The organism is Leptolyngbya sp. FACHB-36, from assembly GCF_014695955.1.
Classification (GTDB): domain Bacteria; phylum Cyanobacteriota; class Cyanobacteriia; order Leptolyngbyales; family Leptolyngbyaceae; genus FACHB-36.
Map to the genome: position 1 here is coordinate 1 of NZ_JACJPG010000656.1, position 22,762 is coordinate 22,762.

Sequence of the window (22,762 nt, forward strand, 5' to 3'; positions counted from 1 at the left end):
AACTAATGGGCACCAATGAAGATACAAGTCTGAAGATATGTAACCATCACGGACTGGTGCAAGGTTAATCCAATGATCCCCCGATCGCCATCGACCCTAAGGAGGCTACTTGTGGGCATCTGGCTGTAGCAAATACCCACGCCGACGCCGCTGTGATTGTGATCTAGAGGCTGGAGCGAACAACCTCACCGATCACCTTGGGCACGTCAGGGTGATCCCAATAGCTGCCGTGTGCCTTGCCGCCATTAATCAGCGGCAGCAGCGTTTGACTGAACGGCTGCATCAAGAAGCTGGTCTTATTGCGAATCATGATGTCTTCGATCTGGACAAACTTGTTGCCTTCGCTGTCCAGCAGCAGCGGAATAACTTGCTCTAAGGGATAGGCGATCGGATCGCCAGGATGGGAAAAATTTCGCCACGGTAGCGGTTTATTGCCCCGCTGTTGATAAATGGATCTCAGCAGCTCTTTTAACTGCGGAGTCAAATCGTGAGAGCTACCATTGACGTTGATCAAGTTAAACAGAGCGATCGGCGAGCCCATCGTGTGGATACTGGCGAGGCGAACGCCGCTCGGCGGTTCAGGTTCCAGTCCAGAAATCGATCGACGAATGATATCAACGTATTTCAGGGTTTTGTCGTCTAAGTCTTTGTCATCCCAGCGACTCGCAAACAGAATGTCAAACAGGATCACCGTGCCCCAACTGTGCGTTACGAGGTGCAGGCGATCGTCGGGTGTTGCATTCTGCAACTTTCCAAGCTCGTTCGCTAATCGCTCAACCACCTGCGACCCAACATGGCGGCTAAGATAGAGCGCGGCATCGCCAACAAACTCTAGAATCTGCTCGGTGCGGAAATCTTGAAACCAGAACTCCTTCCATTTGGAGGATTTCTTGAAGCCCTCTTCCCGCAGTTTCGTTTGAGCCGCCGTGTTCAAATCGCCCCAAAAGAGAAAAATCGGCTGCCAGTCACGACTATCGCCGTTTGCTGACTGCATAATTCTCTGAAACAACGATTTAGCGCTGCTACAAAACGCTTCTTTATGGCGAGTTTTCACACCGTGGATGAACAGTACATAATCAGTCATAAACATGCTCCATGAATGCCAAAGTGGATTCACATTCCTCAGACAATAATCCAGACGCTGGTGCATCTGTAAGTAAATTTCATATTCCTTGACGTTAACAATATGTAGCTTTAGTTACGGGAAGCAACCCATTCAGGTGAGGCGATCGCAGTCATTGTAAAGATAGCTGTTCGCTTTCAGGTATTCATCGTTTAAATATTCCGTTTAATCACACTGATCGATCAAGCATCATGAAAACATTTGCGCTACGGCTTAAACCTGGACAAGATTTGCGTCAAAGTTTAAAGAATTTTGCGATCGCATATAAGCTACAAGCGGGCTTTACTTTGTCGGCGATCGGAAGCTTAAAAACAGCCGCAATCCGATTTGCAAATCAAGACGGTAGCACAATTCTAAATGACACGTTTGAAATTCTATCGCTGAACGGTACGCTTTCGGTTCATGGCATTCATCTGCATATTGCCATTTCAGATAAACAAGGTCGAACGATCGGCGGGCATCTCGACAACGGTTGCATTATTTACACAACGGCTGAAATTGTACTGGGAGAACTGCCGCAGTACATTTTTTTGCGATCGCCAGACGAGCAAACAGGCTTTTTAGAGTTAGACATTCAAGATAATGATTTGCTATAGCTTGATGAGGCTATGGCGATCGAAAAAATCTTCAGGTATGTTTTCCGCATCAGCTTCTTCTTGGTTCTGAAATAGAACGGTGAATGCACCTGCTCCCAATCCCTGCTGCGGAAACATTCGGTAGCAAGGAAGCGTAGTTAAATGGGACTGGTAGCTAAGTAAATGAGGAACTTTAATCGCCTGAAACTGAGGAAATCGTTCTAAAAACCAGTCTGCTACTTGCTCATTTTCTTCGGGTGAATAGGTGCAGGTTGTGTAAGCCAAATAGCCTTGCGGCGCAACAACTTGCGCAGAATTTGCCAGAATTCGCTTCTGACGATTTGCGTTGCTGTTAATTGTGACAGGATGAAAGCATCCAGGAGCTTTTCCACCTTTAGCAATTAGCGATTGACCACTACAAGGAGCATCCACTAAAACAAGCTGAGCAGTGTTCGGAATCTCTTCTGCCAGAATCTTTGAGTCGAGTCGCAGAACGATCGCCGGACTCACTCGGCAGCGCTTCAAGTTCGAGATTAATGCAGCGATGCGTTTACCAATGACCTCATTACTCAATAGTTGCTGAGGGCGCACGGCGATCGTAGCAAAAACGCTTTTTCCTCCTGGCGATGCGCACATATCTAACGCAACGTTAACGGGAGCAATTGTCTGCACGGTCGAAACCGCAAAAACAGACGAGAAATCTAAACAGTAAAAGGCTCCTTTGTCATGCAGCGGATGTTGACCCGGTTTCTGACCAACGATGAGGCGATCGACAAATTTGGGCTGCCACGGTAGCGGATCTTCTCGCTCAAACGGTAGCGGATCTGGTTTTGTTTGACACCAAAGAATGCAAGGCGACACGGGTTTTGGATCAACAAGCCTATCAACAAACGCGGCTCGGTCGTCCGCAGTTTCAAACAATCGCTGACTCAGCTTTAACAGCAGATTAGAAGGTTTATCCATACGCCACGATCGCCGCCTTTTCTGTCTGTTGGAAGCCAGTCTCTACAACAACCTGATGTGCGGTTTGAATTAACTGTTGAGCAGTTTCGCTATCAGAAAGTCCGGCAGCACTAACTGAATAAATCGGCACCTGTCGCCGCTGCAAATCGTACAGATACGTTTTGTCGTAGTAATTCAGCACTACTTCGATCGCGGTAGCCAAATTGCCCTGCTGAATCCACTGGATTGCCTGCTGAGTCCGATCGCCTCCCAGCCGTTTTCTCAGTCGCTCTGTTGCGGTAATTAAGTGTTCGCGATCGACCGAGCCGTACACGTCAATCAGCAGCGCCACTCGCTCCGAGCGCGATCGTTCAATTTGCAGCACGGGAGCCGCCACCATCTGCAAAAACAATTCGTCGGGAACGCGGCAGCAGCCAACCATGCGGCTTTCGGCTTCGATCCACACGGGACGATCGACCTCCAGCGCTGCCCACTGCTCAACAATCAGATTCTCGAACTGTTCGGTGGTCGGCTGAGGCGGCAGTCCCAGATTGCCGTAGCTGCTGCCCCGATGGTTGGCAAGCTGCTCCAAATCGAGCACCTGTTCTCCTTGCGCGGCGAGGGCGTGCAGGATAGACGTTTTTCCGGTACCCGTCATGCCGCCCAGTGTCAGGATGGGTTTGGGTACCGCTAGCGCCGATCGCACCCACTGCCGAAAGCCCTTATAGCCGTGATCGAGCAGCGACACGCGAAAGCCAGCCGTTTCCATCAGCCACGCCATGCTGCCGCTTCGCATTCCACCGCGCCAGCAGTGAATTCGCAGCGTGCGATCGGGTGCTAGCGCTTTTGCGTCTACAACAAACTGAGCCAGCTTAGGTCCCGCGATCGCCAAGCCCAGTTCAACGGCGCGATCGTGCCCTTCCTGCTTGTAGCACGTTCCCACTTGCGATCGCTCGTCGTTGCTAAACAGCGGAAAGCTGACGGCGGCGGGAAGGTGCCCTTGAGCGTACTCGGCGGGACTGCGAACGTCCAGTAGCACTCCGGGAGCAGCAAGAAATTTAGGTGTAGCTAAAACATCAGGCATGAAGAGAGTTGGAGATTAGGAATTTTGAAGTTGGGTTCTAACCCAGTGTCGAAAAACTTTTAATGTTGCATTTCTACCAGTAGTTTTAGCCTGTTCAAGATACTCAGGAATAATCTGAACAAGATTCATCCTCGGAATAATCCGACTATCTTCACACTGAATATATTTATCGTTTTGCAACACGTTAATTTGAAGCGTTCCCTTCTCAAATCGCCAAAGTTCAGGAACTTTCAACGCTTCGTAAATACTGGGATGTGTCCGGGAGGTAACGTCAACTTCCAATCCTAAATCTGGAGGTGGATCAATCGTTAAATCAAGCCGAGTTTTTCCACGGATGAGCGACTCATTTTGAATATAGAAACACTGATCGGGTTCAATTCCCTGAGCCATCGCTTGATTCTTAAATGTTGTGGAGCCTAGAGTACAAAACTCTATATCTAGCTCCTCTAAAAGCGCCTTAACCAAATCACCAATCAGTTCTTTGTCAATTTCATGCTCCGGTAGCGGCATCATAATCTCCAGCGTTCCATTGTCGTAAGCCAAGCGAGAACCACGATGGTCGCCAAGCTCGTCTAGAATGGCTTCAAACTCTTGCCAGGAGATGTTGTGCAGCAGCACGCGCTGTCCAGGTGGAACGCTCAATTGTCGCAGAGCCAGTTGTATCATTTGCTGCTACCAGGACGTTGGTACGATCGTAACTAATTTTGCTGGGTCTAAGAGCGGCACAACCTGTCCGATGATGGCGCTTTCTAAATAGCCTTGCATCTTAAGAGCAGTAAGGCAACGATCGCCCTCTGCCGCAGGAACCGACGCCAGCAGTCCTCCAGACGTTTGCGGGTCGAACAGCAGCGGAAAGTCTGGATGCGAATCGACGGCTGAAAGATTGTCGAGAAACTGTGTCGATCGCAGATTTTGCGGATGCAGCGAACTCAGGATGCCCGCCCGGACCGTCTCTCTGGCTCCCTCCAGCATCGGAACCGTCGCCAGATTTAGCGTTACGGCAACTCTCGATGCCCGCACCATTTCCAACAGATGCCCGATTAGCCCAAACCCCGTTACGTCTGTGCAAGCCGTCGCCCGATACTCTAAAAAACACGCAGCGGCAGCTTGATTCGATTGACACATTGCGGCGATCGCCCGCTCAATCCAGTGTCCCGTTGCCTGCTGCCGCATTTGAGCCGCGAACAACGTTCCCGTCCCGATCGGCTTTGTCAGAATAATCACTTGCCCCGGCTCCATGCCGCCTTTTCGCAGCAGCCGATCGGGGTCTGCAACCCCGTTGCAGGACAACCCGAAGGCAAGATCGGCTCCCTCAGTCGTGTGTCCGCCAATCAGCGCGGCGTCCGCCTGATGCAGCACCCGCAGTGCGCCAGACAGTAGCTGATAGAGCGTTTCCTCGACGATCTCGTCTCGCGCATAGGGAACCGTCGCGATCGCCAAGGCGCTCTGCGGCTGTGCCCCCATTGCAAACACATCGCTCAGCGCATGGTTGGCGCTAATTTGCCCAAATAGAAACGGGTCGTTGATCAGCGCAGGGAAATAATCGATCGTCTGCACCAGCACACGGTTAGGCGGGATTTGAATCACAGCGGCATCGTCGGGAGTATCAAGCCCGACAAGAACCGAGGAGTGACTGGGGCGATCGGACTGGATGCGTTGCAGAACTCGGCTAAGAACGGTGCTGCCGACCTTGGAGCCACAGCCAGCGCAGCGCATTAGATCAGAAGCGTCTTGCTCACTCCAACTCTTTTGGAGAGGCTTCGCGATCGCTCCTCGCCCCTCATTTCCTCTAGCTGGCTCCATCGTGGGTAAGTGGCTAAACCGACGCATAAAGGCACGATCGATGCGGTCTTTCAAGCGCCACAGCAGCGGAGACTCCCAACCAAAGGAACCCCAATCGGCGATCGCCGACTCGTCACCCGTTCCAATTAAGCTGAGATAGTGGGTTTGGGGACGGAAGGGACGCAGCGGCTGATCCTGGAGCGCACGACGCAGATTGTCAAACAGCGGCTTGCCTTGGCGAACGGCAAAGACGCCCGCCTTGGGGCGTGGGTGATTCACCATCGTAGCAATGTCGCCTGCGGCAAAGACTTGGGGATGCGACGATCGCAGCCCATCGTCCACCAACACGAAGCCATCCTCATCCACGGCTAATCCCGCTTTGCTGAGCCAATCGGGAGCGGAAGCCTGCGTGACCCAGATCACAAAGTCGCAGTCCACGCTCAGTCCTGACTCGCACCGCACCTGACCGGATGTAACCTCGCGCACCGACTGACGCAGATGTAGCTGAACTCCCCGCTCCGTCAGCCGCGATCGCAGACGATTTCGCACCCAGCGGTTGTGCGTTGGCATCAGTTCTGCATCGCGCTGGAACATATGCAGCGTCAGGCGATCGGGCTGTTGGGCAGCTCGAAAAATTTGTTGCAGGCGGTGGTGCATCGTCAGCGCCAGTTCGACGCCGCCTGTGCCGCCGCCGACAACGCCAATCCGAATCGGCTTCTCTGGAAATTGCGTCACCGAGTCCACAATGCGGCTCCAATCTTCCAGGAAGCGGCGAACGGGCTTGGCTGGAATAATGGCGTTGGGGTCGCTGTGAATAGCAGGCAATTTGGGCGTGCTGCCAATATCGATCGACAGGCAATCAAACGCGACAGGTGGACGATCGGCACAGAGGACGCGATTGTTCTGTAAATCTAAGCCAACCACACGATCAACGTACAGTTGCGCTCCGGCGAACTGCGTTAGCACGCGCAAATCGATGTGGCACTCTTCGTGGCTGTAGAAGCCTGCGACGTGTCCCGGCAGCATTCCCGAATAGGCGGTATCCGAAGCTTCAGTAATCAGCGTCACGCGCACACCGGACAGCGGCTTCATGCCAAACATCCGCAGCACGATCGCGTGGCTATGTCCGCCACCAATCAGCACCAGATCTTTGACAATCGAAGCGGTATTTTTCATTTGGCTTTAAGCAAACATGCACGGACGCGATCGCGTCCGTGCATGTTCTAACCTAGCAGGTGTAACAATTATTCGCGTATCTTCGTACCCATTGCTTCTACGTCGCTATCGTGCGGGTTGGTGCCCATTTGTGAAACGGCGCTACGAGAGAAATTAATCCGTTGCTCAAATTCTAAGCCCTTGATCTGGCTCACGAAATCTTTGGTGTTTTCGGGCAGGTTATAGCTTTCGGGTACCTGAATGATGTTGCCTTGCTCCATTCCCTGCCCCAGCATCAGCCACAGTTCTAGCTGGGCGCTGGATGCCAATGCCGTGTAGGTCTGGCTAATTGGAGTACCTGCACCGGCAGCAATGTCCCGCTGAGCCTGCAATTGCTCTTCTGGAGACAACTCTTGGATTTGATCGTACAGTGCCTGAGCAGGCTGCGTAACGGACGGTCCCGGTCCGGGGTTTAATTCGTCTTTGATATCTAGGTAGCCATACCATAGCAGGGCAAGTTGAGTATCCACATCAAATTTGCGGAAAGACTCTAGGGCTTGTTGTGTTGCGTTGTCGGTTGTGTAAGTCATGTCATTCTCCAATAACTGAGCAATGGATGAAGCAGTGTTGTTTGCTTGAGCTTACGTTAAGAAATATTTACAACCTATTAACCTGGCATTCGATAGAGATACGCCTCACAACCATCGGCGGATGCAGCCGCGTTCACGATCGCCAGCTTTGGGCATATTAAACACATTAAACAGACATTACCGGAGACTGCCATGCGCCCCCAGCCTTCCCAAAGACCGTTGTTTCCCAGAATCAGCACAATGCCACGCCAAAAAACCGAGGCAGCGGCTTATCTGGAGCTCTACAAACTCGTCAATGAGCGCACGCGGCTCCAGCTTGAACTAAAAAATCTGGACGATCGCCGCGATCGCATTCAAGCGCGGCTAGAAGTGCTCGATCGTCAAGTTGCAGAACAAGAGCTAGACGCCCACCAGTTGAGGGATACCGCTCCTGCTGCTGCGCCGATCGTCGCCAGCGCCTCGAAAGCAGACTCGTTCAACACACTCTTCTTGGAATACTGAACCCCACAGCCGAACGACAGCCAGCTCCGAATGGCACCCCTTCTCTAAATTCCAGCGACCGATCGTTCGCAATTCTGAACTCCGAACTCCAAATTCCGAATTGATAGAAGCCCACGCTTCGCTTTCTAGAATGTTACGTTGATTGACGTTGCTCTATCGAGGGTTGTTAACTCACAATGCAGATTCGGCTGCAAACGTTCACTGTCCACAAGCGGTTTGCTCTCACAATCAGCCGTGGCACTACGGCTCAAACAACCAATCTTTGGGTAGAAGTTGAGCACGACGGCATTCGGGGCTGGGGAGAAGCCTCGCCCTTCTCGGTGGGGGAGCAACCCCAAACCACTGACACGATCGCCCGCGCCCTGCAAAAAATCGCCCCGCTGCTAAAAGCACTGAGTCCCGTAGAGCGACAGCGCATCGATCGCCTGCTGCTAGAGGCGCAACTTCCCTCGGCAGCGCGAGCAGCACTGGACATTGCACTGCACGATTGGATGGGCAAGCAGGCAAGCCTACCGCTCTGGCACCTGTGGGGATTGGACTGCGATCGCATCGTGCCCACCTCTGTGACGATCGGGATTAGCTCCCCAGACGCCGCCCAGCAGCGCGTCAAAGACTGGCTGGGACTGGGAACCGTCACCGCGCCATCCCAAGACATTCAGGCGTTGAAGCTAAAATTGGGCAGTCCCGCCGGACTTGCGGCGGACAAGGCAATGCTGCAAGCCGTGCGGCAAATTGTCCCCCAAATTCACATTAGCGTGGATGCTAACGGCGGCTGGGGCTTAGAAGCCGCGATCGAAATGAGCGACTGGTTGGCGAATCAGGGCGTGACCTACATCGAGCAGCCCCTCGCCAAGGGACAGGAAGGCGACTTACCCGCACTGTATCGTCGATCGCCCTTGCCCATCTTTGTAGATGAAAGCTGCTTCACCAGCCACGACATTCCATCGCTTGCCGATCGCGTTCACGGCATCAATATTAAGCTGATGAAGTCTGGCGGCTTGACCGAAGCTCTGCGGATGATTCACACCGCTCGCGCCTGTGGTCTCAAGGTAATGTTTGGATGCTACTCAGACAGCGCGTTGCTGAACACCGCGATCGCGCAGCTATCACCGCTGGCTGACTATCTAGACTTAGACAGCCACTTAAACTTGTTGGATGACCCGTTTACAGGCGCACGCTTCGAGAACGGGCGGGTGTTGCCAACGGACAAACCAGGATTGGGAGTCACCAGAAAGGCAGACTCCCAACCATAAGAGCTTTCTACAGTAAGGGCAAAGCATTCGACACACAAATCTCAGAGGTTCAGAGTCCTACTCGAATGCTTTGCCACTTTGGAGCTATCGATTTGTCAGGAATCCTTGAATTTGCTTGATTGCAGCCGGAAGGATATTAAACGCTGCCCAGCCCGCCGCTATAGCAACAGGAAACAGAACAACCGCTGCACGCAGATCAATGTCCATAGTGAAACCTCTCGTTTAAAGATTTTTGAACTGTTCTCATACTTCAGTTTTATAGCAAGTGGGGACGTTTTCCTAGAGGGAAGCGGGGAACTTGCCCGTTCAAAATCAGTTTTCCACCCTTCACCCGCCCTCGCCAACAAAGCCCAAATCGGTTCCTTTGCCTGCATGAACCCGCGCCAGCTTTTCGTAGCGGTGCGCGTGTTCGATCAGTTCGGCGGCTTCTGCGTCAGAAAGCGATCGCAGAACTTTGCCAGGGACGCCGACGACCAGCGATCGCGGTGGCACGTCTTTAGTCACAATAGCTCCTGCACCAATGATGCTGCCCGCGCCGACGCGTACGCCATCCAGCACTACAGCACCAATGCCGATCAGACACCCTCGCTCGACATAAGCGCTATGGACAACGGCGCGATGCCCCACGGTTACGCAGTCCTCCAGCACCGTTGGCTGACCCGGATCGCCGTGAAGAATGGCGCCATCTTGGATGTTGGTGCTTGCGCCGATCGCAATTCCCTCCACGTCTCCGCGCACGACCGCCCCATACCAAATGCTGCATCCCTGACCAATTTCAACCGCGCCGATCACTGTGGCGTTCGCCGCAATAAATGCCGCTTGAGATAAGTCGGGCGGCACCCAGAAAGCAGGATGATGAGCCAATGCAGGATGATTATTCACAAGCCAGCCAGCAATTACAGGTGAAAGTGTCTATGGGCGGAAGAACCACCACGGTTATAATAAAGCCACTGGCACTGAATGCATGGAGAACAGGCACTGTCCCTGATGATCAACCCCGGCTTGCAATATCCTATTTTTGGTCCGGAGATTCAGTGCCCGCACTGCCGCCAAACAATCCCGGCACTGACTCTGACCGACACCTATCTGTGCCAGCGACATGGCGCGTTTGAGGCAAATCCTAAAACTGAAGAACTGATTCACCTGCAATCTGGGCGGCACTGGCGACAGTGGAATGGTGATTGGTATCGCCAGCACACGCACCCGGACGGCATTCGGTTTGAAATTCACGAAGCCCTCGATCGCCTCTACACGCAGGGCTATCGGGCAACGCGGGTAATCATTGCCCGCCGCTACAAGGATTTGATTAACACCTATCTAGAGCGCAATACGTCCTGGCGAGGGCAGGCTGACACGCCGCGCCCCCGTCTCTACGGTCTTCCGGTAGATTTCAGCCCGGACCCCAAGGACGAACCCTGCTGGGACGTGATTAATTTTGATCTGGAGAAGGAACCCGGTGCTCCCGTGCGCTATCCCTATTTCCGGCTGTTCGAGTGAGTCATCTGTCTGTTGGCATAATTTTTAGCTGCAAAACGTTCCAGCTGACTTGAACGGGGTGAAGTGCTGCGTTCTGAAAGTAGCTGCGCCATGGTTTTAATAAAACTTGAAATTCTTGGGAAAAGCTTATTTCAGCTTTGCAATATTTGCGTGGGTGAGCGTGCAACTACTAAAGATGACTGGATAAAGATGACCGAATTGTGATGAGTTTCAGTAGCTCTACGGTGCGGCTCTAGCTTGGTACGTGACTACGCTGAAAGTAACGAACTGAAAGTAACGAATTGCACAAATTCATTCGTTGCTGGTCGTTCGGCACTCAGTTCGACTGCCACGTTTTCTTGCACTCAGAGCTTCCCCTATGGATTTCCCAACTGCATCGACTCCCCTACATTCTCCGCTGCTGATCGATTCTGTCCGTGCTCCCTTGGCTCCATCCAGTCCACTGGAGCAACTGAGCGGGCGATCGTCGTCGCTGCTGTTCATTGATGGGAGGGTCAGCGATTATCAAAGCCTGGTGGCGGGTGTGCAACCGGGAACCGAGGTGCAAGTGCTCGATGCATCGCAGGATGCGGTGACGCAGATTACTCGATCACTGTCAATTCGCAGTGGGATTTCCAGCGTGCAGATTGTGTCGCACGGGACAGCTGGAGCGTTGCAGTTCGGGTCGGGCTGGCTGGATTGGCAAACCCTGCGGAGCTATGCAGGTGAGTTGCAGGCGTGGTCAGGTGCGCTGACAGAGGATGCCGATATTCTGCTGTATGGCTGCAATGTGGGGCAGGGCGCGATCGGTCAGACGTTTGTGCAGCAGTTGGCGCAGTTGACGGGTGCAGATGTTGCGGCATCAAATGATGTGACGGGTAGCGCACCGCTAGGCGGCAATTGGGAGTTGGAAGTGCAGACGGGGGCGATCGAAAGCTCTGTAGCCTTACAGCAAAAGATGATCAATGCCTACACCTCAGTTCTTCTGGCAGGCGATCTCGACCCTACCTTTGGTAATGGTGGCAAAGTTACTTCTGACTTTTCCGGCTTCAATTTCGATGATTCTGGAGAAAGTGTTGCTGTACAGTCAGACGGAAAAATTGTTGTAGCCGGATACGCTGAGAGCGGCACAAATACCAGTAACGACTTTGCTCTAGTTCGCTACAACGCCAACGGAACGATCGACACCAGTTTTGGCAACAGTGGCAAAGTAACTACAGACTTTGGCTTTTCCGATGACAAAGGCTATGACATCGCGATCCAGTCAGACGGCAAAATTGTCGTGGCAGGAACGCGTATCTCCGGAGCCAGGAGTGATGCGGATTTTGCTGTAGCGCGTTTCAACGCGAATGGAACGATCGACACCAGTTTTGGCAACAGTGGCAAAGTAACTGTTGACTTCTCTGGTAATGAGGACTCCAGCAATGCTTTGGCAATACAGTCAGATGGCAAAATTGTGGTAGCAGGATACGCCACCAGCAGTGGTACTGGAAGTGATTTTGCTCTAGTGCGTTTTAACGCGAATGGCACACTCGACACCAGTTTTGATACTGATGGAAAAGTCACTACGAGCATTGGTAACGTTGAGTTCATCACTAGCATTGCCTTACAATCGGACGGCAAAATTGTTGTAATGGGTAGTGCGTATAGCACCAACTTTGATTTTGCCCTAGCCCGCTACAACACAAATGGCAGCCTCGATACCAGTTTTGGCACTGGTGGGACAGTTCTTACAGACTTCAATAATAGCTATAACGTTAGCCACGACGTTGTTCTACAATCAGATGGCAAAATTGTCGCAACAGGGATTACAAGCAATAGCAATGGCACAAGTTTCGATTTTGCGCTAGCCCGCTACAACACGAATGGTAGCCTCGACACCAGTTTTGGTAGCAGCGGTCAAGTTACAACAGATTTCAGTGGTTACATTGATGGCGGTTTAAGCATTGTTATCCAATCCGATGGCAAACTTGTTGTGTCAGGCTTTGCTGAAAGCATTACTGAGGATGGTGACTTTGCGCTAGCCCGCTACAACACGAATGGCAGCCTCGATACCAGTTTTGGTAGCAATGGTAAAACCACGACAGATTTTGGTAGTTATAACGATGGTGGTTCAAGCATTGCTATCCAATCTGATGGCAGGCTTGTCGTAGTTGGCACTACTTCTACAAATTCTGGTCCTGGTGGTTCCAATAGTAATATTGCCCTGGCTCGCTACGAAGGTACTTTATTACCTACAGTCAGCCTAAGCGCAACGGACACCACGGCGGCTGAGTCACCACTTAATACAGGAACCTATCAAATTACCCGCAGCAACAGCACGGGTGCTTTGACGGTCAAGTTAACGATCGACTCCAGCAGTAGCACCACCGCGGCTGACTACACCTTCAGCGTCAGCGCAGGCAGCTTCAACGTCTCCGGTAGCACTCTCAGCGTCACCCTTCCTGACGGGCAAACCTCCGTCAGCCTCATCCTTACACCCGTCGATGACCCCCTTACAGAACCGGCTGAAACCCTGAAGCTGAACCTAACAACCGATGCTGCCTACACCCTGAGCAATACTGCAACCACGGGCACCGTCACGATCAGCGCTAGCGATTCCAACACCGCTCCAGTCCTAAATACCTCTGGCAATTCGCTTCTCAATGCTGTCCTCAAAGGTAGCAGCAACCCAGTCGGCACCCTGGTCTCCGACTTGATTGCTCGCCTCGGTGGGGCAGGCATCACTGACGCTGACGCCAACGCTCAAAAAGGCATCGCCATCACTGCCGTTAACACCAGCAACGGTACTTGGCAATTCTCCACCAACGGCGGCACCACTTGGACTGCCTTCGGCACCGTTTCCAACACTAGCGCTCGCCTGCTTGCCCCCACCGCCCTGATCCGCTTCATTCCCACCACCACCTTCCAGGGCACCCTCAGCAACGGCATCACTTTCCGCGCTTGGGACCAAACCAGCGGCAGCAACGGTGGCACCGCTAACACCAGCACCAACGGCAACACCACCGCATTCAGCACCGCCAGCGAAACCGCCAGCCTCACCGTCACCAACGGACCCAGCGGTCCCGACTTCGACGGCGACGGCAAAGGCGACCTGCTCTGGCGCGATCGCACCACTGGAGCCGTTGCCGTGTGGCTGATGAACGACACCGCCGTTCAGTCTGGGGCAGTGGTTGAAACCGTCGACTTGTCCTGGCAAATTGACGGCACCGCAGACTTCGACGGCGATGGCAAAACCGACATCCTCTGGTTCAACCGCATCACAGGTGACGGCGTCATCTGGAAAATGAACGGTACCGTGAGGGGCGGCTACAGCCTGCTACCCGTCGTCTCGCCCGAGTGGCACGTCGAAGCTACCGTCGACTTTGACCGCGACGGCATGACGGACATCCTCTGGCAAAACTACACCAGTGGCGACACCCTGATTTGGAAGATGAACCGCATGAGCTACGACTCCTACGCCGCCCTGCCCACAGCAGCTTCTGGCTGGCGCATTCAGGAAGTGGCAGATTTTGACCAGGACGGCATGGTGGATATTCTTTGGCGCAGCGAGCAGAGCGGCGATCTAGTGATTTGGCAAATGAATCGCATGAGCTACAGCACCTATGCGCTCTTGCCCAACGTGGGAGTCAACTGGCAGATTGAGGGCACTGCCGACTTTGATGCCGATGGCAAAACCGATATTCTCTGGAAGGATACGGTCACCGGAAGCACCCTGATTTGGCAGATGAATGGCACCAGCTACAACAGCTATACCAACCTGTTGCAGGTGCCGGCGAGTTGGGAAATTGAGGGACTTGCCGACCTGAATGGCGACGGCAAACCCGAGATTGTCTGGCGCAACTATGAGTCTGGGGAAGTGGCGTTGTGGAAGCTGGACGGAACGACGATCGCCCAAACGCCCTCGGTTGGAGCGGTGGGCTTAGACTGGGAGATTATCCTCTAGGACTTCCACGCTCGCGGCGGCTGAAAGCGGTGCACGTCTTCAATTACCGTCACCCAGCCGTCCGAGACGGATTCCAGGATGCGATCGCCCTTCTCCTTGGTTGCCGTGGTTGCGTCGCCGATCACCCCACTGCGGCTGAGGTCTCGCGTCGTCCAGGCAAAGGACAGCTTGCCCTCAATGCTCAAAAGGCTATCAGCAGGCAGCTCTGGTGGATATTCTGCGACTGCCCGATCCATTTTTACCTGATCTGGCAAAATCGACAGCAGCAAACTGGTTTCAGCATCCCCCGCGTGAATGCCCAACGATCTCTCCTTCGGCGTCAGTAGCTCCCCAGCAACGTTAGGAACGCGCCAGGTAAACAGCGGCAGCACGGTAAAGTCCTCGCGGGTTTGATGCAAATCCCGCGCTACAATTTCCAGGACTTGCGGCTGTCCCCCGTGAGAGTTCATAAACACAAGCTTGCGGAATCCAGCGCGGTAAACGCTGTCGCCCACCTCCATGAGCGTTGCTGCCAGCGTCTGGGCGCTGAGGGTAATCGTGCCAGGAAAGTGCCAGTGCTCATTGGATTTGCCGTAATACAGCGACGGGAGCGCAAACGCAGGAATGCTGGCATCGAGTTTTTCTAGCGCCTTGCCTAGCACCGCCAACCCGATCGCCGAGTCCACTGCCAGCGGCAGATGGGGACCGTGCTGCTCGATCGCGCCTACGGGTTGGATAATGACTACATCCGCCTTATTGGGCATTGCCTCAATGTCGGTCCAGGTCAGATACGGAAAAAAACGTTCTGGAGGAATAAAGCTGTGCATCATGGTTGGAAAGGAGAGATGGAACGTAGAATCAGTAGTCTAAGTAGAACCAGTAGTTTAATCTGAGCCAGGTCGTTCCACCGTCTCAAATAAACCTACAGCAATTTCAAATTCAGCAGGCAACCCTTCTAACTTGATCCTCATGCAGCTTGAAGAAAAACTTGGGTATTTCTTCTTTGATAAACGATTGCTGACTCGATCGCTGACTCGTAAGGCGTACGCGCTGGAGCAGCGACAGAAACAAATCACGTGTGAGGATCAGGAAATCTACCGGACGCTGGGAGATGCCGTTCTCAAGGCAGTGCTCACGGAGTTGCTGATTCGGCACGGCTGCGAAACGCGACAGGCAATTACGGTCAAAAAAATTGAATTGGAGCGAGAAGAAAACCTAGCGCGGATTAGCCGTGATTTGGGCGTCGGAGCAATGCTGAAGCTGGGCATTGGAGAAAAACAGCAGCGTGCCGATGAGCAGCCTTACGTGCTGGCGGAAACGCTAGAAGCGATTCTGGGTGCAATCTATTTTGATGGCGGCTATAGTGCGGCACGGAAAACGATCCAGCAGCTGTTTAGTGATGTGTTTGCCGATTGAAAAATGTGGCGAATCGCGTGTCTTCTGCTAATGTGCTGGCAGTGACGGAGGATCAGCTATGCGTTTGGGTCAAGTCGTTAAATCGAACTCGCATTGCGATTACATCGTACAGCTCGATGACTCAATGAGCTATGTGGACTGTCCGCAGCCGGACGACTACGGTTTTGGCTGTTTTGTCCGATTTAACAGCAGCGATCGTCATTGGGCAGTCGGGCTAATCTACAACTCCCAACTGTTCAACCCCATGTTTTTGAACATGGGACCACGCTTGTCCAGCGAACCTGACCCAGTCTTCGCGCCCGATCTCATCTACGAAACCCGGACGCTATTGTGGACTGTACTGATTGGCACGCTGGAGGCGCAAAACGGCGAATACTTCGGGCTGCATGGCATTCCTAAAGTCGTTGTTCCCATTAACACGCCCGTTTATCGCATGACGCAAGAGGAAATCCATCGCTTTCACCTCAACCAAAGCCAGCGACCCCAGTTCTGCTACTACAGCCATTTGCTGCGCTGCGGCGGAACGTTTGCGTCTCAGCTAACTCAGCAGGTTTTAACCGAGCTGATTGACAGCAACCTCTTCATGGGAGCCGACCAACGCGCCCTTGGTGTGCTCTGCAAGGAACTGTCCTGGAAAAATACGATGGGAGCAATGCGGTAGCTGTTGCTGATTAGTTCCCAATAAAAAACCGACAGTCTCCGAAAAGATTGCTGCCGGCTAGTCGTGTGTTCCCTGTTGATGACTCGGCTAAAGTTGAGTCTCCTATAGTATGTCTGGGTAGAAAGATGGCTGAGACGATCGTGATCAGTGCTTACCTGTGATTTCGCTCACACTACATTCAGTCATTTTGTACTTAGCGTAAATCTTCAGTGCAGCGCCTCGGTAAGAAGCAGAAAAAAACGCGCCTAGGGAGGCATTAGATCAGCAGAAAGACTGAATTATGCGATGTGAGACTTAAACTCCAACCGCTGGGTTTTCTGTGGGGTAACTATCCTGACCACCTCGATCGAGTAGGCAAGACGCCCATCCCACGATCGACCTAAAAAAGTCGCACGCTCCGTGAGTTGCATGACTAGCGAGTACCACCATATTAATTCTCTAGATTTCCGATTAAATTGGTTGAGTCATCCTCTCAAAAAATCTTAAAGCTTACGTTTGGTGTACGTCTCAGCGATTTTTGTTGAACATCGTTGAAGCTCAACACGTGTAAGCCTTTCAGCAACCTCAAGTATTTTCAGCAAGCCTAGTGTTATGACGCTTAAGTACGGTTCAGCATTTGTTACGGCACTGATGATGTTAGCTGCGGCGGCGCTGCCAGCGTTGGCAGACATGGCGACGATTCTGGCGGCTCCGGGTACTCGTGTGAATGTACGGCAGTCTCCCTCAACCACTTCTCGTATTCGACACTACGGTTTGGGAGGCGATCGCGTGACTATTCTCAACCAAACCAATGCTCCAGATGGCTTTCCCTGGTACTTTGTCGAGTTTCCTAATTCTGGTGCGCGCGGTTGGCTGCGAGGCGATTTGCTGCTTGTGAATGCAGCATCTTCTGAACGAGTGTCGTTTGCGCCCGGTACATCCGCAGCAACCGTAGGCGGTAGGGTGCAAGGCAGTGAGTCTCGCGAGTATGTGCTGAAGGCGGGGGCTGGTCAAACGATGACGACGCGCATTACCGGAACTAGTTCATTTCTGCAGGTGCAGGTAGTCGCTCCGAATGGCAGTACCGTGTATACAGGAAGTAGAAACTGGTCCGGTGTGCTGCGTAGCGCTGGAGATTATCGAGTGCGAGTGAGGCTAGTGCCTGAGGAGCAGCGATCGGGCGCTAGTGGAGAATACAGCCTCACCATTGCAATTCGTTAAGGGTGAGCTTGGGCGGTGTGGCGATCGATAACTTTGAATCTAGCGCCCCTTCCCTCGCAGGGAAGGGGTTGGGGGTTAGGTCCGGCAAACGAGTCACTGGTGTGTACACCGTCGCCTCGCAGGAAAGGGTTAGGGGAAGTTCCGTTTTGTCAGCCGATGAGTGTACAACACGAGCGATAGTCGGCTAGAGTCTACTCGACGTTGCTGTGGTCGGCGGTGAGATAGCAATGGCAATCGGGTTTGTCCAGTAGAGACTCCACGAGCGCATTGAGGGCAACGGCTGCTAGCAGCCCACCCCCTGGAGATCCCTCAATGGTCAGGTAAGAGACATCTGCCTGAATCAGCCGTCGTTTTGCAGCAGGCGCATGGCTAAACCCGATCGGCATGCCAATAACCAGTGCGGGCTGAAGCTGTTTCTGCTCGATTAAGCGACAGGCTGACATTAAAACCGAAGGCGCATAGCCAACCACCAGAATGCAACCAGCCGGAAGCTGCTGTAAACGTTCGTGCCAGCGACGATCGTGCCAAAACGCTTGTTCTGCATCTGCCGCATCTGTGACGTGAGGATTATTGACCAGCATTTCGGTAGAGCAGTGAAGATGCGCGAGTCGAGTGTGATCAAGGGCAGCTACGACAGCAGGCGTGTCTCCCACGATCGTGCATCCTGCATTCAACGCATCACGAGCCGCCGCGATCGCGCTGGAACTGCGACGAACAAACGGCACTAAGCTGACATCCCCACAGGCAAGCACCAGCTTAGAGAGCAGATGCACTTCAATTTCCGATCGGTTCGACAGGTCGGGCAATAGACGCTGTAGAGATTCTTCAAAGGCTTCAGGATGTGCCGCTGTTTTCGCATCCAGGTGCTGCCAGTGCTCTAGAGCGCTCATACTGGCTTGGGTATTTGCCTCCAGTACGCGCAATTGAGCGATCGCGGCGGCATGAACAGACTGGCAGTGACGATCGCGTCCCAAGACTCCTTCTAGCGCCATTGCCGTTTGCCGCAGGCGTGCCAACTGCTGCATCACTGTCTGGTACTGCTGCTGCAATTGGGCAAGCAGGGTTTGATCATCGGTTTGGGAATGGCTCTGAAGCAGTTGCTGAATATGGGATAGCTGAAATCCTTGCTGCTTCAGTGACATGATTCGCTGAAGCTGCTGCACATTCTTCTGCGTATAGAGGCGGTAGTTGCCCGTAGAGCGCTGGGGCTGGGGCAGCAAGCCCAAGCTGTGGTAGTGCCGCACCATCCGAGGCGTGACGCCGCCCCCGACAGTCTCGGTTAGCTCTTTAATGGTCAGGTAGCCGTTGCTCATGACTTTAATGTAGGTCAGCCAGATTGAGACTAACTGTTGACATTAACATCAATGTCAATGTTTAGGCTGAGGAGGTTCGATCGCACTAACCCCTGCCCATGTCGTCTACTCTGTTGTCGTCTACTCTGTCGCGTCCCCGTCCCACGCTGCTGACCCAACACCCCGAAGCCGTCGCCGCCGCTGTATGCGGCGTGCTGGTCCTGCTCGGTTGGTTGACGCTGCACTGGGGCTGGATAGGACTCAGTCTGTTAATTCTGCCTGCCGCCTATGTGATCGGAGGCTATGAGAGTGCCCGCGAGGGATTGGCCACTCTATTTCAGGAAAAAGAACTGGATGTGGACCTGCTGATGATTGTGGCAGCCTTGGGCGCAGCAGGACTGGGTTTGTGGCGGCAGGAGTACGAGCTGATTGTCGATGGAGCCGTTTTGATCCTGATTTTCTCGATTAGCGGGGCGCTAGAAGGCTATGCGATGCAGCGCACAGAACGCAGCATCCGCAGCTTAATGAGTTTGACCTCGGATACGGCATGGGTGCTACAGCAGGGACAGGAGCAGCGGGTTCCCATTGCCCAGCTTCAGATTGGCGATCGCGTTTTGGTCAAGCCAGGAGAACTGGTGCCCACAGACGGAATCATTGAGGATGGATTCAGCATCCTCAATCAGGCTCCGATCACGGGCGAGTCGATGCCTGTCGAGAAAACGATCGGCGATGAGGTGTTTGCCGGAACCATCAACGGCAGCGGCGCATTGAAGCTGCGAATTCATCAACCACCAGAAAGCAGCTTGATTCAGCGCGTGATTCGCTTAGTTGAGCAGGCACAGACCGAGGCACCCCCCTCTCAGCAGTTTATTGAACGGTTTGAGCGAGGCTACGCCAAAGTAGTGGTTCTGGCAGGAATTCTACTGGCAACGCTGCCGCCGTTTCTGTGGGGATGGGCTTGGGAAACGACCATTTACCGAGCATTGATCTTTTTAGTGGTGGCGTCGCCCTGTGCGCTGATGGCAGCCATTATGCCAACGCTGCTGTCTGGAATTGCGAACGGAGCGCGGCACGGAATTCTGTTCAAAAATGGCGCACAACTGGAGACGATCGGACAGGTACGAGCGATCGCCTTCGACAAAACAGGCACATTGACCACGGGAAAGCCTCAGGTCGTTGATTTGCTTGCCGTTAATGCCTCAAATGCCTCGGACGCAGACCTGCTGCAAGTAGCCGCCGCCCTGGAAAGTTTGTCAGAACATCCGATTGGGGATGCGATTGTTCAGGCAGCGCGGGAACGAGGGATTGCCTGGACTCCAGCCGAGAATGGGCAGGCACAGACAGGACACGGAATGACTGGGACGGTCAACGACCAGAGCGCGATCGCTGGGAAAGCCGCGTTCGTCCAGCGACAGGTTGCTTCTTGGTCAAAAACGCTGGAAACGCAAAGTCAGCAGTGGGAGCAGGAGGGTAAAACCGTTGTTTGGGTTGCCTGGAATCAGTCTGTGCTGGGAATCATTGCGATTGCCGATACGGTGCGCCCGGAAGCGGCACGCGCGATCGCCCGGTTAAAGCAGTTAGGGATTGAGGCGATTGTGATGCTGACGGGAGATAACGAACGCACTGCCCAGCGGATTGCTCAGGAGCTTGGCATCGATCGCGTGTATGCGGATCTGCTGCCAGACGACAAAGTCAACGTGATTCGGCAACTCCAGCACCAGTACCAAACAGTGGCAATGGTCGGCGACGGCATTAACGATGGACCCGCCCTAGCCCAAGCGTCGGTAGGAATTGCAATGGGGACAACTGGAAGCGATGTGGCACTGGAAACTGCTGACGTGGTGTTAATGGCAGATCGGCTGGAACGACTGGAACATGCCATCCACCTTGGTCGGCGATCGCAGACGATCGTCAAGCAGAATATTGTCTTTGCTCTCGGCTTTATTGTTCTCCTCTTGATTGCCAACTTCGCTAGCCACATTACCCTACCGCTGGGCGTGATTGGTCATGAAGGATCAACGGTTCTGGTGACCCTCAGCGGTCTGCGTCTACTCAAAACTGGATACCCACGATCGGTATAATGCGATGAAGCGGAGGCTGCTTCTAACGCTTGACTGCTCCTTGTAAGCGGCTGCGATCGTTCGGTTGCTCAACCAGCGTGACCTCATTCATCCTATGTCAATTCATCCCAGCCTCAAGATCGTTAAAGATAGGCGCGATTACAACACCTGGGTAGCCGCAGAAACGCTAGAGGACTACGCCTTACGATTTGCTCCAAAGTCGTTTCGCAAGTGGTCAGAGGGTCTGGTTGCAAACACCGCCACCGGAGGGCTGTCATTTTTAGCCCTAGAAGCCATTGGCGGCTCTCTTTCGATTAACTATGGGTTTGCGAATTCGTTTTGGGCAATTCTTGCGATCGGCGTCATCATTTTTCTGACGGGATTTCCGATCGCCTACTACGCTGCTAAATACAGCATTGATATGGATTTGCTGACGCGAGGAGCAGGGTTTGGCTATATTGGCTCAACGATTACGTCTCTGATTTACGCTTCATTCACGTTCATCTTCTTTGCGCTGGAAGCCGTGGTGATGGCGCAAGCGTTGGAGCTGTATTTCCACCTGCCGCTGTCGATCGGCTACATTATTTGTTCGCTCGTCATTATCCCTTTAGTCTTTTTCGGGGTGACGCTGATTAACCAGTTGCATCTTTGGACCCAACCGCTCTGGTTTGCACTGGTGATTTTGCCGTATGGTTGCATCGTATATAAAGAGCCGGATGCTCTGGCAAACTGGGTTCACTTTGCTGGACAGTCCAGCAGTGGTGCCGCGTTTGATCCGCTGCTATTTGGCGCGGCGGCGACGGTTTCAGCATCGCTCATTGTGCAAATTGGTGAGCAGGTGGATTACCTACGGTTTTTACCGGAGAAGCAAAACAATCCCCGTAAATGGTGGCTTGCCGTCGTGCTAGCAGGTCCGGGTTGGATTATTTTGGGATGCGCCAAGCAGCTAGGAGGAGCGTTTTTGGCGTCGCTGGCGATCGCGCACGGGGTCAGCGTTGCGCAAGCGAATGTGCCGACTCAGATGTACCTGGTGGGGTTTGGGTATGTGTTCGCCAATCCAGACGTTGTTCTGGCGGTGACGATCTTTTTTGTGATTCTGTCTCAAATCAAAATCAACGTCACGAACGCTTACGCGGGATCGCTGGCGTGGTCAAACTTCTTTTGTCGGCTAACGCATAGCCATCCGGGACGCGTCGTCTGGCTGATCTTTAATGTCGCGATCGCCCTGTTGCTGATGGAATTGGGCGTCTTTTCGACTCTGGAAGCCGTGTTAGGGCTGTACTCGAATGTGGCGATCGCGTGGGTGGGCGCGCTCGTGGCTGACTTGGTGATCAACAAGCCGCTGGGTCTCAGTCCTCCGTACATTGAGTTCAAGCGAGCGCATCTCTATAACTTCAATCCAGTCGGATGTGGATCGGTATTAATCGCTTCGCTGGTGTCAATGGCGGCGTTTGTAGGCGTGTTTGGTGCCGTTGCCAAAGCCTTTGCCGCCTTTATTGCCCTGGGATTGGCACTGCTGCTGGCTCCGGCGATCGCGGCGATCACGCGCGGGAAGTACTACATTGCCCGCGAAGATGTTTACTCCGACTGCAACACGATCGTATTGCAGTCGAGCGACTGCTGCATTTGTGAGCAGGCGTATGAACCGCAAGACATGGCGTTCTGTCCCGTGTATGGCGGCTCTATCTGCTCTCTGTGTTGCAGCCTGGATATGCGCTGCCACGATG

20 protein-coding genes and 1 pseudogene are annotated in these 22,762 nt (G+C 53.4%); 10 read left to right on the forward strand and 11 right to left on the reverse strand.

All coding sequences use genetic code 11. The annotated features are described in order from the left end of the window. Positions 1–163 precede the first annotated feature (163 nt). Positions 164–1,084, reverse strand: coding sequence for a hypothetical protein (locus tag H6F43_RS20280; protein ID WP_190344861.1), 921 nt, complete (start codon positions 1,082–1,084; stop codon positions 164–166). 230 nt (positions 1,085–1,314) lie between these two features. On the opposite strand from H6F43_RS20280, the gene H6F43_RS20285 reads away from it, so the two are divergent. Beyond that, positions 1,315–1,719: a PPC domain-containing DNA-binding protein gene (locus H6F43_RS20285; protein WP_190344864.1), complete on the forward strand. Its 405-nt coding sequence runs from the start codon at positions 1,315–1,317 to the stop codon at positions 1,717–1,719. Here H6F43_RS20285 and H6F43_RS20290 read toward each other — a convergent pair. The 6 genes from H6F43_RS20290 to H6F43_RS20315 all read right to left on the reverse strand — a co-directional run bounded on the left by H6F43_RS20290 (position 1,714) and on the right by H6F43_RS20315 (position 7,490). Further along, entirely contained in the window at positions 1,714–2,661 is a 948-nt protein-coding gene (locus H6F43_RS20290; RefSeq protein WP_190344867.1) for an RsmB/NOP family class I SAM-dependent RNA methyltransferase, read from the reverse strand. The genes H6F43_RS20285 and H6F43_RS20290 overlap by 6 nt on opposite strands. Continuing rightward, complete coding sequence (gene mnmH / locus H6F43_RS20295) at positions 2,654–3,724, reverse strand: tRNA 2-selenouridine(34) synthase MnmH (protein WP_190344869.1); 1,071 nt, start codon at positions 3,722–3,724, stop codon at positions 2,654–2,656. The genes H6F43_RS20290 and mnmH overlap by 8 nt, the downstream gene beginning before the upstream one ends. 15 nt (positions 3,725–3,739) lie before the next feature. Beyond that, positions 3,740–4,387: a Uma2 family endonuclease gene (locus H6F43_RS20300; protein WP_190344894.1), complete on the reverse strand. Its 648-nt coding sequence runs from the start codon at positions 4,385–4,387 to the stop codon at positions 3,740–3,742. A 9-nt stretch (positions 4,388–4,396) separates the two neighbouring features. After that, the gene (gene selD, locus H6F43_RS20305) at positions 4,397–6,682 is read right to left on the reverse strand and encodes a selenide, water dikinase SelD (RefSeq protein WP_190344871.1); all 2,286 of its coding nucleotides are present in this window, start codon (positions 6,680–6,682) and stop codon (positions 4,397–4,399) included. 68 nt (positions 6,683–6,750) lie between these two features. Beyond that, positions 6,751–7,251 carry an orange carotenoid protein N-terminal domain-containing protein gene (locus H6F43_RS20310; protein ID WP_190344873.1) on the reverse strand — a complete coding sequence of 167 codons (501 nt, stop codon included), beginning with the start codon at positions 7,249–7,251 and terminating at the stop codon, positions 6,751–6,753. Positions 7,252–7,328: 77 nt separating this feature from the next. Then, the gene (locus H6F43_RS20315) at positions 7,329–7,490 is read right to left on the reverse strand and encodes a hypothetical protein (protein WP_190344875.1); all 162 of its coding nucleotides are present in this window, start codon (positions 7,488–7,490) and stop codon (positions 7,329–7,331) included. Between the two features lies 1 nt (position 7,491). Here H6F43_RS20315 and H6F43_RS20320 point away from each other — a divergent pair, with 1 nt between their 5' ends. Beyond that, a complete protein-coding gene (locus H6F43_RS20320) occupies positions 7,492–7,752 on the forward strand; it encodes a hypothetical protein (RefSeq protein ID WP_190344877.1) in 261 nt (86 codons plus the stop codon). 176 nt (positions 7,753–7,928) lie between these two features. Continuing rightward, positions 7,929–9,005: a dipeptide epimerase gene (locus H6F43_RS20325; protein ID WP_190344879.1), complete on the forward strand. Its 1,077-nt coding sequence runs from the start codon at positions 7,929–7,931 to the stop codon at positions 9,003–9,005. An 84-nt stretch (positions 9,006–9,089) separates the two neighbouring features. Here the strand turns inward: H6F43_RS20325 and H6F43_RS20330 are convergent, their stop codons facing one another. Both H6F43_RS20330 and H6F43_RS20335 read right to left on the reverse strand, forming a co-directional pair. Continuing rightward, a complete protein-coding gene (locus tag H6F43_RS20330) occupies positions 9,090–9,212 on the reverse strand; it encodes a photosystem II protein Y (RefSeq protein WP_190344881.1) in 123 nt (40 codons plus the stop codon). A gap of 120 nt (positions 9,213–9,332) precedes the next feature. Then, the gene (locus H6F43_RS20335; protein ID WP_190344883.1) at positions 9,333–9,887 is read right to left on the reverse strand and encodes a gamma carbonic anhydrase family protein; all 555 of its coding nucleotides are present in this window, start codon (positions 9,885–9,887) and stop codon (positions 9,333–9,335) included. 105 nt (positions 9,888–9,992) lie between these two features. On the opposite strand from H6F43_RS20335, the gene H6F43_RS20340 reads away from it, so the two are divergent. Both H6F43_RS20340 and H6F43_RS22830 read left to right on the forward strand, forming a co-directional pair. Further along, positions 9,993–10,502 carry a TIGR02652 family protein gene (locus H6F43_RS20340; protein ID WP_190344896.1) on the forward strand — a complete coding sequence of 170 codons (510 nt, stop codon included), beginning with the start codon at positions 9,993–9,995 and terminating at the stop codon, positions 10,500–10,502. 358 nt (positions 10,503–10,860) lie between these two features. Beyond that, the gene (locus tag H6F43_RS22830) at positions 10,861–14,427 is read left to right on the forward strand and encodes a DUF4347 domain-containing protein (protein WP_190344885.1); all 3,567 of its coding nucleotides are present in this window, start codon (positions 10,861–10,863) and stop codon (positions 14,425–14,427) included. Here H6F43_RS22830 and H6F43_RS20350 read toward each other — a convergent pair. After that, complete coding sequence (locus tag H6F43_RS20350; RefSeq protein WP_190344898.1) at positions 14,424–15,233, reverse strand: creatininase family protein; 810 nt, start codon at positions 15,231–15,233, stop codon at positions 14,424–14,426. The two genes, H6F43_RS22830 and H6F43_RS20350, sit on opposite strands and share 4 nt — an antisense overlap. Positions 15,234–15,375: 142 nt before the next feature. Between H6F43_RS20350 and H6F43_RS20355 the strand changes: the two genes are divergently transcribed. From H6F43_RS20355 to H6F43_RS20365, 3 genes are all read left to right on the forward strand, one after another. Continuing rightward, positions 15,376–15,822: a ribonuclease III domain-containing protein gene (locus H6F43_RS20355; RefSeq protein WP_190344887.1), complete on the forward strand. Its 447-nt coding sequence runs from the start codon at positions 15,376–15,378 to the stop codon at positions 15,820–15,822. Between the two features lie 58 nt (positions 15,823–15,880). Next, the gene (locus H6F43_RS20360) at positions 15,881–16,483 is read left to right on the forward strand and encodes a hypothetical protein (RefSeq protein WP_190344889.1); all 603 of its coding nucleotides are present in this window, start codon (positions 15,881–15,883) and stop codon (positions 16,481–16,483) included. 591 nt (positions 16,484–17,074) lie between these two features. Further along, complete coding sequence (locus tag H6F43_RS20365; protein ID WP_242025810.1) at positions 17,075–17,683, forward strand: SH3 domain-containing protein; 609 nt, start codon at positions 17,075–17,077, stop codon at positions 17,681–17,683. A 191-nt stretch (positions 17,684–17,874) separates the two neighbouring features. Here the strand turns inward: H6F43_RS20365 and H6F43_RS20370 are convergent, their stop codons facing one another. Further along, complete coding sequence (locus tag H6F43_RS20370) at positions 17,875–18,996, reverse strand: precorrin-8X methylmutase (RefSeq protein WP_190344891.1); 1,122 nt, start codon at positions 18,994–18,996, stop codon at positions 17,875–17,877. 98 nt (positions 18,997–19,094) lie between these two features. On the opposite strand from H6F43_RS20370, the gene H6F43_RS20375 reads away from it, so the two are divergent. Both H6F43_RS20375 and H6F43_RS20380 read left to right on the forward strand, forming a co-directional pair. Further along, the gene (locus H6F43_RS20375; protein WP_190344892.1) at positions 19,095–21,056 is read left to right on the forward strand and encodes a heavy metal translocating P-type ATPase; all 1,962 of its coding nucleotides are present in this window, start codon (positions 19,095–19,097) and stop codon (positions 21,054–21,056) included. A gap of 94 nt (positions 21,057–21,150) precedes the next feature. Beyond that, positions 21,151–22,762, forward strand: a pseudogene (locus H6F43_RS20380) (histidine kinase); the annotation flags it as partial.

Coding starts and splice junctions, on each gene's coding strand:
- H6F43_RS20280 (WP_190344861.1), bottom strand. CDS start 1,084: ATGACTGATTATGTACTGTTCATCCACGGTGTGAAAACTCGCCATAAA.
- H6F43_RS20285 (WP_190344864.1), top strand. CDS start 1,315: ATGAAAACATTTGCGCTACGGCTTAAACCTGGACAAGATTTGCGTCAA.
- H6F43_RS20290 (WP_190344867.1), bottom strand. CDS start 2,661: ATGGATAAACCTTCTAATCTGCTGTTAAAGCTGAGTCAGCGATTGTTT.
- mnmH (WP_190344869.1), bottom strand. CDS start 3,724: ATGCCTGATGTTTTAGCTACACCTAAATTTCTTGCTGCTCCCGGAGTG.
- selD (WP_190344871.1), bottom strand. CDS start 6,682: ATGAAAAATACCGCTTCGATTGTCAAAGATCTGGTGCTGATTGGTGGC.
- H6F43_RS20310 (WP_190344873.1), bottom strand. CDS start 7,251: ATGACTTACACAACCGACAACGCAACACAACAAGCCCTAGAGTCTTTC.
- H6F43_RS20320 (WP_190344877.1), top strand. CDS start 7,492: ATGCCACGCCAAAAAACCGAGGCAGCGGCTTATCTGGAGCTCTACAAA.
- H6F43_RS20325 (WP_190344879.1), top strand. CDS start 7,929: ATGCAGATTCGGCTGCAAACGTTCACTGTCCACAAGCGGTTTGCTCTC.
- H6F43_RS20330 (WP_190344881.1), bottom strand. CDS start 9,212: ATGGACATTGATCTGCGTGCAGCGGTTGTTCTGTTTCCTGTTGCTATA.
- H6F43_RS20340 (WP_190344896.1), top strand. CDS start 9,993: ATGATCAACCCCGGCTTGCAATATCCTATTTTTGGTCCGGAGATTCAG.
- H6F43_RS22830 (WP_190344885.1), top strand. CDS start 10,861: ATGGATTTCCCAACTGCATCGACTCCCCTACATTCTCCGCTGCTGATC.
- H6F43_RS20350 (WP_190344898.1), bottom strand. CDS start 15,233: ATGCACAGCTTTATTCCTCCAGAACGTTTTTTTCCGTATCTGACCTGG.
- H6F43_RS20355 (WP_190344887.1), top strand. CDS start 15,376: ATGCAGCTTGAAGAAAAACTTGGGTATTTCTTCTTTGATAAACGATTG.
- H6F43_RS20360 (WP_190344889.1), top strand. CDS start 15,881: ATGCGTTTGGGTCAAGTCGTTAAATCGAACTCGCATTGCGATTACATC.
- H6F43_RS20365 (WP_242025810.1), top strand. CDS start 17,075: ATGACGCTTAAGTACGGTTCAGCATTTGTTACGGCACTGATGATGTTA.
- H6F43_RS20370 (WP_190344891.1), bottom strand. CDS start 18,996: ATGAGCAACGGCTACCTGACCATTAAAGAGCTAACCGAGACTGTCGGG.
- H6F43_RS20375 (WP_190344892.1), top strand. CDS start 19,095: ATGTCGTCTACTCTGTTGTCGTCTACTCTGTCGCGTCCCCGTCCCACG.